The following is a 14,442-nucleotide window of genomic DNA, read 5'->3' as shown; positions in this document are numbered from 1 at the left end:
GGGTGTGTTGTGTACAGGGACGTATGACTTAGTATTAATTAAGCCTTATTGCAGAGAAAAAATTAAAACGGGAAGATTAAAAGGTATATTGTCTAAAAGCTTAGAAGAATATGGTTTTGAGACAATTACAACAGTGGAAGAATTTGAGGAATATGATTTTACCAATAAAAGGATTGTTTTTGCAGTATCCCTTGGAGAATCAGGAATTAACCTTGAATGGTATGGCATCCTAAAGAAAATCAGAAAAAGAGGGTTGTGTTTTGCAGGAAGTGTCGGTGGAATAATTGTTGATGGAAATAGTGAATTATACACGAAATCTTTTGCCAGAGAGCTTGTATTAAGTGCCAATATGGCAGGTTGTACGTTTGTTGGCAGGCCGTTAGTAGAAGGTACAAAATCATTACAAAATTTTAACATTGTAGCAAAAAATTTAGACACAGATAACGTCGGTGCTTATATGGAATCTGGGCATGAATTGGTAAAAAGGGTTATGTCATTTCAGTATAATAAAAAAGACACCCCTAAAATTCTAATGCTCCATGCCGGCAATAAGCATGCCTCCAATAGTTTAATCTTATGGGATAAGATTAAGGATAATTTAATGAACTGTGAAATAAAAGAAATATCATTACGTAATGGTGCAGTTGTAGATTGTATTGGCTGTCCCTATAGCCAGTGTCTGCATTTTGGAGAAAAGGGGACTTGTTTCTATGGCGGGATCATATCTGAACAGGTATACCCAGCCATCTTAGAGTCGGATGCATTAGTACTTGTATGCCCAAATTATAATGATGCGGTCAGTGCCAATATTGCTGCTTTTATAAACCGTTTAACGGCATTATTTAGAACCCATCGATTTTATGAAAAAGCACTGTTTGGAATCATTGTATCGGGATATAGTGGTAGTGATATTGTAGCACAGCAATTAATAAGTTCTCTTAATATGAATAAAACTTTTTATCTCCCTGGCAGGTTTGCCATGATGGAAACTGCAAATAATCCTGACACTATATTGGAAAATGAAGGAATTGAGGGGCGCATCGTTGAATTTGCAAACAATATGTTAAGAAGTATAAGTAAAATAAATAACAAGTAAAGCAAATGCTTGCAATAATACCCTAAAATGGAGTATAATTTATTAGTTATGAGCAAAAATAACATAATTATTCAGTGTGATAAATGAAAGGATGTGAACAACTGTGGAACTTGGACCGAGTCCGGAGCGGAGAATTTTAAAGAAATACAAATACAGGGTAAATCTACAGTTTTTGCATGCAATTATTAATTTGTCATGATTTTTAGCTTGGATTTACCCCATATAGAACAAGGAGGTAAATTCCAATGGAACAGGAAAAGACATTAAACGAAACTCTAGCAGAAATTCTAGAATTACTACAGAATAAAAGGTATGGAAAGGTAAGAAATCTTTTACTTGAGAATAACGCAGTTGATATTGCTGAAATACTTGAGGACATTATGGGCGAACTGGATGTAGAAAAGTCCGTAATTGTGTTTAGAACCTTACCCAAAAATGTATCAGTAGAAGTGTTTTCATATTTGCCGATTGAAGATCAGGTAGCCATTATTAATGCTATAACGGATAAAGAAATGCACTTTATAATGGAAGAACTTGCTTTCGATGATATGATTGACGTTTTAGAAGAACTGCCAGCAAATGTAGTGGACAAAATACTTGAAAAAACACCAAAAGATGAAAGAAAACTAATTAATACATTTTTAAATTATCCAGATACTTGTGCAGGAAGCTTAATGACTCCTGATTATATAAGTTTACAAAAGGATATGAATGTTGCAGAAGCATTAGCATATATAAAAAAAGAAGGTATGGACAGCGAAACTGTTTATACGTGTTACGTAAAGGATAGTGGAAGAACTCTTTTAGGGATTGTTTCCCTTAGAACGTTGGTTATTGCAGACGATAATTTGCATATATCTGAGTTTATGCATACTGATTTTGTTAGTGTAAACGTTTATGATGACCAAGAAGAGGTATCAGAAATATTTAAAAAGTATGGTTTCCTTGCGGTTCCAGTAGTTGATAAAGAAAACAGACTTGTGGGCATTATCACTGTAGATGACATCTTAGATGTAATTGAAGCAGAAACCACAGAAGACTTTGAAAGAATGGCGGGGGTTATTGATAGCTCGGATAAGGAATATTTAGATATGAGCGTTTTTCACCATGTGAAGAACAGAATTCCTTGGCTTTTTCTCTTAATGTGTTCTTATGTTATAACAGGAGGAATTATAGCTAACTTTGAAGACGTACTGTCAAAGGTTATATGCTTAGTTGCGTATCTGCCGATGCTGATGGGGACAGGAGGTAATTCTGGGTCACAGTCGGCTACACTTATAATTCGCGGTATGTCGGTGGATGAAATCAGCCTTTCCGATTTTGGCAAAGTACTGTGGAAAGAAGTAAGAATTAGTACTGTAGTAGGATTAATTTTAAGTTCTTTAAATTTTGTGAGGATTTGCTGGCTGGATGGGCAAGGCCCTACTATTGCACTTACAGTGTGTGGTTCTATGCTTGTTATTGTAATAGCAGCAAAGGTAATAGGCAGTATGCTGCCTATGATGGCCAAGAAAGTAGGTATTGACCCTGCATTAATGGCATCTCCAATGATTGCGTCACTAACAGACATGATTTCGGTGGTTACCTATTTTTTGATGGCATCAGTCATATTAGGAATATAATATAGGTTTTTTTATGAAAGATGGTTTAATTACTTTAGAATATGTAAATACTGTAATTAAGAGACGAAAAAGAAACATACATAAAGGTGATTGTGGAAGAATTCTCTTGATTGCAGGGTCCTTAGGAATGGCAGGTGCTGCCGTTTTGTGCGGAAGAGGGGCACTGCGAAGCGGTGCTGGTCTTGTACGAATAGCTACTTTAGAGGAAATTTTTTCAATAGTTCAGGTAGGGGTGCCTGAAGCAACCTGTGTTTCTAGAAAGTCTCTTAATTTGGACAAGCTAAACTATGATGCTATTTCAGCTGGTCCGGGATTAGGGGAGGAATTAGAAGATGCAGACTTAATGAGGAAAATATTACAAGAATATGAAGGGACTTTTGTTCTTGATGCAGATGGCTTGAACCAAATTGCAAAAAATAATATGCAGGAAGAGTTAAAAAATTCTTTATGCAAAGTAATCATTACACCTCATATTGGAGAGGCTGCAAGATTACTATCTATTGATATTACTAACGCAAAGACCATGGACAGGCAGGAACTATCAACACGTCTGGTAGAAAAAACAAATGCTATAGTAGTGCTAAAAGGGGAAGGGACTATTGTGGCAACGCCAGAGGGAAATTCATATACTAATACTACAGGTAATCCTGGCATGGCTACAGGCGGTGCAGGTGATGTCCTTACAGGGATCATAACATCACTTTCTGGTCAGGGGCTCTTACCTGAAGATGCAGCTAAAGCGGGTGTATATCTGCATGGTTTAGCAGGTGATTTAGGGGCACAACGTTTCGGTGAGTATGGCCTAATAGCTGGCGATATTGCAGAAATGACAGCTTTAGCTATAAAAAAAACATTGGGATAAAACATAAGATGAAAATCTATGAAAGAGATTAACTGAAAATTGGAGAGTGAGTGACTTGTTAGTTAAAAAAGGCGACATTTACTTCGCAGACTTAAGTCCGGTCATAGGCTCTGAACAGGGGGGTATAAGACCCGTTCTTGTAGTGCAAAACGATGTAGGCAACAAGTATAGCCCGACTATTATAGTAGCGGCTGTTACTTCACAGCTAAATAAAGCAAAGCTGCCTACGCATGTTGAGATAGATGCTAAAGATAATGGATTAAGCAAGAAATCTGTGGTTCTCCTAGAACAACTTAGAACAATTGATAAAAAAAGGTTAAAAGAAAGAATTGGAGCCATTGATGAAGAGCTTCTTCCAAATGTGAATGAGGCATTGACCGTTAGTTTAGGAATTGCACCCAACAGTATGAGTTAGGTGTAATCATATATAGAATCAGTACTCAAAATGAGTACCAAAAAGGGAAATGGGAGGAAGATATGAAGAAAAGCGTAATAATTTCTATAGTAACGATACTTGTAATGGTACTTGGCATTTCATTTGCTATGGCTGCAACAAATCAGCCTGGATCTGAATCAGATCCAGTTGTTACTAAAACTTATGTAGATAGCAGAACTTCATACTCACCTATAAGTCTTACGGCAGGACAAAAGCTAATCGGTGGAGAAGGATCAGAGATCATTTTGCGAAGTGGCGAAGCCACAGCTATTGACAATGGCGCAAACGGCGTTTCTGATCTTACTATTGGAACTGATTTAATGACTGGCAGTCAGGTGGTAACAAACCACCTGCTGCTGGTTCCAAGAAACGATGGCAGAGGAATAACAGCAGTTACAGACATATGGGTGATGGTAAGAGGTGCATATACTGTCCAGTAGCATTTAAAGAATAAGGAGTTACATATTTATGAGGGCATTTTTTAAAGAAAACAAATTTTTAATTATTGTAATTTGTGTTTGTATACTTGTTTCAGGAATTTCTATCGGAAATAGAATCAATATTGAGAGAAATAACAAAACTTATGATATAGTGGCGGATTACAATGAACTTGACTTAATGGCAGAACAGTCCCATAAGGACGTTACATATTGGCTAAAGCAGTTTAGGGACGAGCTGAAAATAACTAAAATAGGGCTTTCGGAAGAAAGTATAATGACTCTAATGGAAGATACCGATATGGAAGTAAGCGGCACAACTATGGATGAAGTCACGAAGGAATCTGATTGGAAGCAGGACTATCCTGCAGAATTTATTCAGGCGCTTACAGAACACGGATACGATTCATATGATGTACTTGTTAAAATGAGTTCACGAAGAGCAGCAGATTTTGTTTTAAACGCTGTAAAAGACAGGTTTGAAAAAAACAAATACTTTGCTATGGATTTTGGTGATTCGGCATACATGGTCATTGACGGTGATTCCAAAACAGCTTTATATTCCCAGCCATATAAATTAGCAAATTCTCAAAAGGGTGGCTTTATTGAAAGAACTGATATTGTTGGTTCTAAGATTATGTATATCAGTTTAGGCCTTTTACCTGAAAAGGTTGAAAAAGTGCAGTCTCTTGGGCTTGAGATTATACCAAGAACTTTATGCTATGGTGGTTATAATGGGGAGAAGTATGCTAAAGCGGTTATAGCAAGTTATAAAAAATATGGAATTACACCTGAATATCTTATTGCAGGTGGAGAAGGCGTTATTGGATATGATGATGGTATTAAGCTGGCTGAAAAGTACATAAAGGATAATAATATAACTATAGGTCTAATTGAAAATACGACTCAGCTTCAGAATATTCTTCAAAAAGGTGTTGAAGAAATTGCAAAAGATACAGATTATAATACAGTAAGAGTTTTCTCTGTTTGGAATTATATTCAGTATAGATATCAGTTCTATGGATATGAAGGCGCAGAAGAAATTGAAAATACTTTATTCAGAGCCATTACAGAGAGAAATATCAGGGTTATTTATTTTAAACCTATAAAACAGAACCAAGATTTATTTACTTATATCACTGATATGGATGTATATAAGAATATGTTTACAAATCTTGATAAGAGATTGGATGAACATAACTTTACTTATGGCTCTGCTTCAGTTATGAGATATCATGAAGTAAGTTATATATTAAAGCTCTTCATGTCATTTGGATGTGTAGCAGCAGCAGTTCTTCTGCTTAGTTTGTTCTTACCTCTAAAGAAAAGGCCGAAGTATATTTTATTTGGACTAGGAGCAATAGGCGCTTTAGGGGCTTCCTATGTGATACCGAACAGCTTTGAACTTTTGTTGAGTTTTTCTTCTGCTGTAATATTTGCTTGCTTAGCAATAACTTTATTTACAAGAATGAGTAAAGAATTCAGGGATACTTTGAATCCTGACACGCCTTTAATTAAATTAATCGTATTGTCAACGTTGACATTGGTGGCTTGTGTTCTAGTTTCTTTAATAGGTGGCATGATGACTGCATCACCAATATCATCAACTACTTATATGCTTGAGATAGACATTTTCAGGGGAGTTAAGGTAGCACAGCTACTTCCAATAGCCTACTTTGCTATTGCGTATCTTACTTATTTTGGATTTGGTGAGAAAAAGAAAGTCCCAGGTGTATTAGAGTTTCATGATTTAAAGGATATGATGAATACTTCCATTAAGATTTGGATGATTATTTTAGGCGCAGTCATTGGTGGCGTTGGATATTATTACATCGCCAGAACAGGTCATGATTCAGCAGTTGAGGTTTCAAGCTTAGAAATGTTGTTTAGAAATTATCTGGAAGATATTTTAATAGCAAGACCTAGAAATAAAGAATTTTTGTTCGCATTCCCAGCTATTATGCTAATGGTATATACGTCTGTTAGACGATTTAAATTATGGCCTATTATATTTGGATTATGCGGAGTTATTGGTATGACTTCAGTAAATAATACTTTCATGCATATTAGAACTCCACTATATTTAGGATTTATCAGGACAGGGTATTCCTTATTCTTTGGTATAATTGTAGGTATTGTTGGGATTTTTGTATTTGATATGGCCCATAAGATATATGTAAGATGGGTAGGACCATTTTTAGAAAGCTATGCAAACCAGGAAGAGGCAGGTAATTAATGTATAAGGTTTTAATTTCAGGGTATTATGGATTCAATAATATAGGTGATGAATCCATCTTGCGGGCAGTTGTTGACAATTTGCAAGACCGACTTGAGAATATTGAAATCACAGTATTGTCACAAGACCCTGTATCTACAGCTGAAAAATATGGAGTAAAATCAGTAAACAGAAAATCAATAAAAAGCATTGTTGGTGCTGTCAGAAAGTCTGATTTACTTATTAGTGGTGGAGGAAGTCTTTTACAAGATGTTACCAGTAAGAAAAGCATTTTATATTATCTTATTATAATGTGGATGGCTCAGTTATTTAGAAAAAAAATATTTATTTATAGTCAGGGGATTGGCCCTATAAATTCTACTTTAAACAGGACACTAACCGCTAGAACCTTATCAAAGGTTAGTGGGATTGTTGTAAGGGATGAGGCCTCCAAAGAGTTTTTAGCAGAAATTGGTGTAGACGTTGATAAAGTAGTAGTTACAGCTGATCCTGTGCTTAGGATAAAGCGTGCACCACTTATAATAGGAGAAGAGATACTTCGTAAAGAAGGTATCAAAATAAATAAAGAACAGTTAACAGTAGGGTTTGCCATAAGAGAGCGTAAACTGAATAGTGAATTTGTTGACGAACTTTGTATAGCCATGGAAAGACTTATACAAGAGCAGAATGCTCAAATTGTTTTGATTCCTTTTCATTTCTCAGAAGATGTAAGTGTTATAGAAGAAATAGAAAATCGCTTGGGTGATAAGGTTTATTCTATTAAACATAAATATTTGACCAATGAAATGCTTAGTATAATAGGAAATATGGATTTACTTGTAGGAGTTAGATTACATGCGTTAATCCATTCAGCCATTATGAATGTCCCTATGATTGGGATTTCATATGATCCTAAAATAAATTCATTTATGAAGTCAATTGGAATGAAAGCAATGTGCTCCATTTATGACTTTAATAATCAGGATTTTATAGATGAATTTAATAAAATTATGCAGCATAAGGAAGTGCTTAAAAATAGAGTGCAGGAAAAACTTATAAATTTAACAAAGGCACTTGACACAAATGAGGAAATGATTAAAAAGATAATGGAGAAATAATGGAAGATAGCAAGCGAATAAGGATTTTAGATGTACCTGTTGATATGGTTAATAATCAACAGGCTATGGAAATATTTAAAGGGCTTATGGATAAGCCAGGTTGTGATTTAATTGTAACGCCTAACTCTGAAATAATAATGAATGCCACCAAGGACCAAGAATTGAAAATGCTTATAGAAGAAGCAGGTCTTATTATACCTGATGGAATAGGACTTGTGTATGCATCTAAGATAATTGGATTACCACTAAATGAAAGAGTTACTGGAGTTGATTTTTTAAGTAGCATATTAGAATATTTGGATAAAAATGGAAAATCCATATATTTACTTGGCAGTAAGCCTGCCAATGAAGAAAGACCATCAGTGGCAGAGCTGGCAGGAGAAAATATGCTTATTAAATATCCTAACCTTAAGATTGCAGGTACTCATGATGGATATTTTAAAAAACATGAGGAAGCCGATTTAGTTAAAGAAATTAACGAATCTGGTGCAGACTTCTTATGTGCTGCTCTTGGTGCACCTAAACAGGAAAAATTTATTTATGAACATAGAAATGAATTTATTAATATTCGTGCAGGAATTGGTGTAGGTGGAAGCCTTGATGTATGGGCAGGGACGGTAAAACGTGCTCCTAAGTTTTATCAGGAACATGGTTTAGAATGGCTTTACAGGTTTATACAGGAACCTAGTAGATATAAAAGAATGGCACAACTACCATTATTCATGGTTAAGGTCATAGCAAAAGGTAAGAAATAATCGCAATAAGGAGGCGAGTAATATGAAATATCCAGAATTAAAGGAAATCGCTCAGAACATTAGAATTGATATAATTAGATCAATTCACGCAGCAGGGTCAGGCCACCCAGGTGGTTCGCTTTCCGCTACAGATATTGTTACTGCATTATATTTTCGTGAAATGAACATAGATCCGAAGAATCCAAAGATGTTAACCAGAGATAAGTTTATTCTTTCAAAGGGCCATGCAGCTCCTGTTCAGTATGCAGCTTTGGCTGAAAAGGGATTTTTCCCTAAAGAGGATTTACTGACACTTCGCAAAATGGGCTCAAAGCTACAGGGACATCCTGATATGAAGAAAGTTCCTGGGATTGAAATGTCAACGGGCTCATTAGGACAGGGTTTTTCTGTTTCAGTAGGTATGGCACTTGCAAACAGAATGGATAACAATGAGGGAAGAATTTATGTACTTCTTGGAGATGGAGAAATCCAGGAGGGAATTGTTTGGGAAGCAGCCATGTCTGCAGCACATTATGGCCTTGACAATTTAACGGCTATCTTAGACTGGAATGGACTTCAGATAGATGGAAAAAATGAAGATGTAATGACGGTTTCTCCTGTAGATGAAAAATTTAGAAGTTTTGGCTGGAATGTTCTTTACATTGATGGACATAACTTTGATGAAATTGTTGAAGCATTTAATAAGGCAAGAAATACAGAGGGTAAGCCAACTGTAATTATCGCAAAGACGGTAAAAGGTAAGGGGGTATCCTTTATGGAGGATAATCCTGGATGGCACGGAAAAGCCCCAAGTGATGAAGAAGCTAAGAAGGCAGTAGAAGAATTGGGAGGTGAATGGTAATGGCAGAAAAAATGGCAACTAGACAGGCTTATGGTCAAGTACTTGTAGAGCTTGGACAGAAATATGATAATTTAGTAGTAATGGATGCAGACCTTTCAAAATCAACGATGACTGCAGATTTTGGTAAGAACTTCCCTGAAAGATTTTTAAATATGGGTATTGCAGAACAAAATTTATATGGTGCAGCAACAGGTCTTGCTATGTCAGGAAAAATTGTATGTGCAAGCACTTTTGCAATGTTTGCAGCAGGGAGAGCATTTGAAATAATCAGAAATTCCATTGGATATCCTCATGCCAATGTTAAGATTTGTGCTACTCACGCAGGTATTACAGTAGGTGAAGATGGTGCCAGCCATCAGACCTTTGAGGATATGGCTTTGATGAGAACTATCCCAGGCATGACTGTAATTAATCCTGGAGATGGTGTTTCTGCAAAAGAATTAATCAGACAGGCGGTTGCGTTTGTCGGACCTGTATACATCAGACTTGGCAGGGCAGCAGTTCCTATGATTTATAATGAAAATTCAACCATTGAAATAGGAAAAGGTAACTGTATAAAAGAGGGTAAAGATTATACGGTTATTGCAACAGGTATTATGGTAAATGAGGCCTTAATGGCTGCAGATGCTCTTGCAAAAGATGGTATTCATATAAGAGTAATTGATATGCACACAATTAAGCCTATTGATCAGGAAATTATCATTAAGGCTGCCACAGAAACAAAGGGAATCGTTACTGTTGAAGAACATTCCGTAATTGGCGGTCTTGGTTCAGCAGTTGCAGAAGTGGTTACTCAGCATGCTCCTGTAAAGATGGCATTTGTAGGGCAAAAGGATACTTTTGGGGAATCAGGAAAACCGGATGAACTAAAGGAAAAGTATGGGATGACAGCAGCAGATATAATAGCAGCAGTTAAATCTCTGTAATTAAAACTGTAAAAATAAAAATAAACGAATATTTGTCTCCCTTTGTGAATAGATTTTTGTATATCGGAAGATTACGAAGATTTACAGGCGAAGGGAGTTTTTTATTGTGAGCGAGAATAAGATTTTGAAAAAGCTAAAAAGGCCGGGGAAAAAAGTTTTTATAGGAATTATAGTTTTAGTTTTAATGGTTTCAGTGGGCTTATTTGCTATGAATTATTTTAATGGGGATAAGGCAGTAGAATTTAAAGTACTAGGAGACAAAGATATCCCTCAGGACATCGTAGGCCAGGTTATACCAGAATACAGGGACTTAGAAAGAGCTCTTGCATGTATGGTAGATGATAAGGTATACGTACTTGTCTCAAGAGGTGAAAAGCCTACATCTGGTTTTGACCTTAATATTGATAAGATGGTTGTAGAGGAAAAAGATGGTGTAACCAGTTTGGCTGTTTATGCAAATTTTGCAGATCCCGAACCAGGTGTGGCGCTAACTCAGATCCTGACATATCCATTAAAGGTAGCAGAAACTGAATTAACCCAATTGCCTGATCAGATAGAACTTAGGGTGCAATATAAATAATAACTGATTTGAATCTTATAAGTGATGTGTTTTGTGTATAATAACAGTACATAGTGGTATGATTTGTGAAAAATTACAAAAAAACAATTGACAAGAGTACAATAGTTATGTAATAATAACAAACAAGATAGTTAAAAAAATTGAATATTTAAACCGATGAGGCGGAGATAAAAATAAATCGTGCACCTACAGAGAGCCTGGGCAGCTGGAATCCAGGTGGAACGCAGCTTATTAAATGGACCGTTGAGGGCATAGTCAAAGGCACCTAGTGCTGAGTATTCTATGACGTGTTGGCATACGTTAGTTGCCGGGAATATGATAGTATTCTGCTAAGAGTGTGGTTTATCGCAAAGCAAGGTGGTACCGCGGGCTGTTTTTGATTTAAATTTATAAGCTCGTCCTTGATGTCTTTATGACATTGAGGGCGAGTTTTTTGTATTCAAAAAGCAGAATGAAAGTCATGATTTTGTGTTTTGATGAGGAGGTAAAAAATGTATAAACCATCACTGAATGAAGCTAAAAGCATTGCAGATATGAAGAAATTTAAAGTAATACCTATTAGTTGTGAGTTATATTCAGATATCTGTACACCAATAGAAGTTTTAAAAAAACTCAAAGAAATTAGTAGAAACTGTTATCTACTAGAAAGTAATGAAGATATAAAAAACCGAGGAAGATATACTTTTTTAGGTTTTAATCCAATTTTAGAGGTGACTTGTGTAAATGGAAATATGGAAATTAAAAACGGCACAATAAGAAAGTTTAAAACAGATAAACCGGACTATTACTTAAAGCAGATATTAGAAGACAATAGAAGTCCTAAGTTAGATTATTTACCATCTTTTACAGGTGGATTGGTTGGTTATTTTTCTTATGACTATATTAAATACAGCGAACCGTCACTAAAACTTCAGCCTACGGATGATGAGAAGTTTAAAGACGTGGATTTAATGCTATTTGACAAAGTCATTGCTTTTGATAATTTTAGACATAAGATTATCCTGATTGTAAATGCCAGGGTGGAGGAAATAGAAACAACATACACAAAAGCCTTAGAGGAACTTGAAAAACTAAAGCTGATTATTAGAGAGGGAGTATCAATTAATGAAGAACCACCAGTATTGTTATCACCTATAAAAACCTTATTTAGTAAAGAAAAGTATTGCCAGATGGTTGAAATTGCAAAAGAGCATATAAGGCAAGGAAATATATTTCAAGTGGTTCTTTCCAACCGATTTGAAGCAGAGATTCAAGGTAGCTTATTAAATGTATACAGAGTAATCAGAACAATAAATCCAGCACCATATATGTTTTTCTTTTCCAGTGATGACATAGAAATGGCAGGAGCTTCTCCTGAAACATTAGTTAAACTGGAAAATAGAAAAGTAAGTACCTTCCCGTTGGCAGGCACAAGACCAAGAGGGAAAAATCCAGAGGAAGACTTGGAACTTGAGAAAGAATTATTATCCGATGAAAAGGAATTAGCTGAACATAATATGCTTGTTGACTTGGGAAGAAATGATATAGGTAAAATAAGTAAATTTGGATCGGTTGATGTAGTGAAATATTTACAGATTGAGAGATTTTCACATGTTATGCATATTGGCTCCACTGTGGAGGGAGAAATAAGCGAGGACAGAGATGCTGTAGATGCGGTAACTGCTATATTACCAGCAGGAACCCTTTCTGGTGCACCCAAAATTAGAGCCTGTGAAATAATAAATCAGTTAGAAGATAATAAAAGAGGAATTTATGGAGGCGCCATAGGGTACTTAGCACTAAATGGAGATTTAGATACATGTATTGCCATAAGACTGGCCTTTAAGAAAAATGGCAAAGTATTTATTCGATCAGGAGCAGGTATTGTAGCTGATAGTATTCCAGAAAGAGAATATGAGGAGTGTCTGAATAAGGCAAGGGCTGTAATAGATGCATTAGAAATTTCAAAGGAGGAGTTAGAATAATGGTATTACTTATAGATAACTACGATAGCTTTTCATATAACCTGTATCAATTAATAGGCACATTGGAAGAAAATATAAAAGTTGTCAGAAATGATGAATTAACTGTTGATGAAGTAGAAGGGTATAAGCCTGACTATATTGTATTATCACCAGGACCAGGTAAACCATCAGAAGCGGGTATTTGTATAGAAGTTGTTCGAAAACTAGGCGCCAGTATTCCGGTTTTAGGAATTTGTTTAGGACATCAAGCCATTTGCGAAGCCTATGGGGGAACGGTATCTTATGCAAAAGAGCTGATGCATGGAAAACAATCTGTGGTGGCATTGGATACGGAAAGTCCTATATTTAAAGGACTAAATAAAAATATAAAGGTTGCCAGATATCATTCTTTAGCGGCAATAAGGGAAAGTCTTCCAGAAGAATTAAAGGTGACAGCAAGGACTTATGATGGTGAAGTAATGGCATTGCAGCATACTAAATATAAAGTTTATGGACTTCAATTTCACCCAGAGTCGATTTTGACAGAGGAAGGAAAAATAATAATCAAAAATTTTTTGAAAGAAGGGCAGAAATATGATTAAAGAAGCAATTGGTAAATTAGTAAATAATGAAGATTTAGATTATACCATGGCAGAAAATGTGATGGACGAAATCATGAGAGGACAAGCAAGTGACATTCAAAAAAGTGCATATTTAGCAGCTATGAGTATGAAGGGGGAAACCATTGAAGAAATAACCGCGTCAGCGCAGGGGATGAAAAAACATTGCGTAAAATTACCTCATGAAATGGAGGTGCTTGAAATAGTAGGAACTGGAGGCGATGGTTCTAATTCATTTAACATTTCAACAACTTCGGCTCTTGTGATTTCAGCTGCTGGAGTGCCTGTGGCAAAGCATGGCAACAGGGCTGCTTCTAGTAAATGTGGGGCGGCAGATGTTCTAGAGGCTCTTGGGGTAAATATAAATATTACGCCCGAAAAGAGTGCCGAAATATTAAAGGAAATAGGTATCTGCTTCCTATTTGCACAGACGTACCATACTGCTATGAAGCATGTTGCTTCTGTAAGAAAAGAACTTGGTATAAGAACAGTATTTAATATCTTAGGGCCATTATCAAACCCTGCAGGTGCAAAGATGCAGTTGATGGGGGTTTATGATAAGTCTTTGGTTGAACCTATGGCAAGAGTTCTATTGAACTTGGGCGTTAATAATGGAATGGTCGTATATGGAAATGATGGGCTGGATGAAATCTCTGTGAGTGATATTACTACTGTCTGCGAAATAAGAGATGGGATAATCAGTGAATATGAAATTTCTCCTGAAAATTTTGGGCTGCAACGTTGCAAGAAACAAGACTTACTCGGTGGTACACCAATGGAGAATGCAGAAATCACAAAGAATATTTTGCTGGGAGAAAAGGGCCCCAAAAGAGAGGCAGTAATATTAAATTCTGCAGCAGCTTTATACATAGCGCAACAAGTTGAATCAATAAAAGAAGGAATTGAGATGGCAGAAAAAATGTTGAATACTGGAATGGCCATGAAACAGTTAGAAAAGTTTATTACTTTATCTAACCGCTAGGAGTGATAA

Annotated in this window: 13 protein-coding genes and 1 pseudogene; all 14 read left to right on the top strand. The window is 36.0% G+C overall.

Annotated elements, in window-relative coordinates; all coding sequences use genetic code 11:
* Nucleotides 1-7 precede the first annotated feature (7 nt).
* The 14 genes and pseudogenes from RTW14_RS15845 (at nucleotide 8) to trpD (ending at nucleotide 14,433) form a co-directional block, all read left to right on the top strand.
* Nucleotides 8-1,096, top strand: coding sequence for a flavodoxin family protein (locus tag RTW14_RS15845; RefSeq protein WP_312653208.1), 1,089 nt, complete (start codon nucleotides 8-10; stop codon nucleotides 1,094-1,096).
* A 245-nt stretch (nucleotides 1,097-1,341) separates the two neighbouring features.
* Nucleotides 1,342-2,718 carry a magnesium transporter gene (gene mgtE / locus RTW14_RS15840; RefSeq protein ID WP_312653206.1) on the top strand — a complete coding sequence of 459 codons (1,377 nt, stop codon included), beginning with the start codon at nucleotides 1,342-1,344 and terminating at the stop codon, nucleotides 2,716-2,718.
* A 13-nt stretch (nucleotides 2,719-2,731) separates the two neighbouring features.
* The gene (locus RTW14_RS15835) at nucleotides 2,732-3,580 is read left to right on the top strand and encodes an NAD(P)H-hydrate dehydratase (RefSeq protein WP_312653203.1); all 849 of its coding nucleotides are present in this window, start codon (nucleotides 2,732-2,734) and stop codon (nucleotides 3,578-3,580) included.
* 55 nt (nucleotides 3,581-3,635) lie between these two features.
* Nucleotides 3,636-3,995, top strand: coding sequence for a type II toxin-antitoxin system PemK/MazF family toxin (locus RTW14_RS15830; RefSeq protein WP_312653201.1), 360 nt, complete (start codon nucleotides 3,636-3,638; stop codon nucleotides 3,993-3,995).
* A gap of 62 nt (nucleotides 3,996-4,057) precedes the next feature.
* Nucleotides 4,058-4,456 carry a hypothetical protein gene (locus tag RTW14_RS15825; protein ID WP_312653199.1) on the top strand — a complete coding sequence of 133 codons (399 nt, stop codon included), beginning with the start codon at nucleotides 4,058-4,060 and terminating at the stop codon, nucleotides 4,454-4,456.
* Nucleotides 4,457-4,484: 28 nt separating this feature from the next.
* Nucleotides 4,485-6,689, top strand: a complete 2,205-nt coding sequence (locus RTW14_RS15820) for a DUF5693 family protein (RefSeq protein WP_312653197.1) — start codon at nucleotides 4,485-4,487, stop codon at nucleotides 6,687-6,689.
* On the top strand, nucleotides 6,689-7,786 hold the full coding sequence (gene csaB, locus RTW14_RS15815; RefSeq protein ID WP_312653195.1) for a polysaccharide pyruvyl transferase CsaB: 1,098 nt from the start codon (nucleotides 6,689-6,691) through the stop codon (nucleotides 7,784-7,786). Before RTW14_RS15820 ends, csaB begins: the two co-directional genes overlap by 1 nt.
* The gene (locus tag RTW14_RS15810; protein WP_312653193.1) at nucleotides 7,786-8,541 is read left to right on the top strand and encodes a WecB/TagA/CpsF family glycosyltransferase; all 756 of its coding nucleotides are present in this window, start codon (nucleotides 7,786-7,788) and stop codon (nucleotides 8,539-8,541) included. The genes csaB and RTW14_RS15810 overlap by 1 nt, the downstream gene beginning before the upstream one ends.
* Before the next feature lie 16 nt (nucleotides 8,542-8,557).
* Nucleotides 8,558-9,382 (top strand): annotated as a pseudogene (locus RTW14_RS15805) (transketolase); the annotation flags it as partial.
* Nucleotides 9,382-10,308 (top strand): transketolase family protein, encoded by a 927-nt coding sequence (locus tag RTW14_RS15800; protein WP_312653191.1) that lies wholly within the window; start codon nucleotides 9,382-9,384, stop codon nucleotides 10,306-10,308. The pseudogene RTW14_RS15805 and the gene RTW14_RS15800, both read left to right, overlap by 1 nt.
* Before the next feature lie 106 nt (nucleotides 10,309-10,414).
* Nucleotides 10,415-10,888, top strand: coding sequence for a protease complex subunit PrcB family protein (locus tag RTW14_RS15795; protein ID WP_312653189.1), 474 nt, complete (start codon nucleotides 10,415-10,417; stop codon nucleotides 10,886-10,888).
* A gap of 491 nt (nucleotides 10,889-11,379) precedes the next feature.
* Nucleotides 11,380-12,852 (top strand): anthranilate synthase component I, encoded by a 1,473-nt coding sequence (gene trpE, locus RTW14_RS15790; RefSeq protein ID WP_312653186.1) that lies wholly within the window; start codon nucleotides 11,380-11,382, stop codon nucleotides 12,850-12,852.
* Nucleotides 12,852-13,433, top strand: a complete 582-nt coding sequence (locus tag RTW14_RS15785) for an anthranilate synthase component II (protein ID WP_312653184.1) — start codon at nucleotides 12,852-12,854, stop codon at nucleotides 13,431-13,433. Before trpE ends, RTW14_RS15785 begins: the two co-directional genes overlap by 1 nt.
* Nucleotides 13,426-14,433, top strand: a complete 1,008-nt coding sequence (gene trpD, locus RTW14_RS15780; protein WP_312653182.1) for an anthranilate phosphoribosyltransferase — start codon at nucleotides 13,426-13,428, stop codon at nucleotides 14,431-14,433. The genes RTW14_RS15785 and trpD overlap by 8 nt, the downstream gene beginning before the upstream one ends.
* Nucleotides 14,434-14,442 lie beyond the last annotated feature (9 nt).

The sequence above is a fragment of the Aminipila sp. genome (assembly GCF_032051575.1).
GTDB lineage: Bacteria > Bacillota > Clostridia > Peptostreptococcales > Anaerovoracaceae > Aminipila.
The sequence above is the reverse complement of the archived record's forward strand: the minus strand, read 5'-3'. Positions and strand labels throughout refer to the sequence as shown.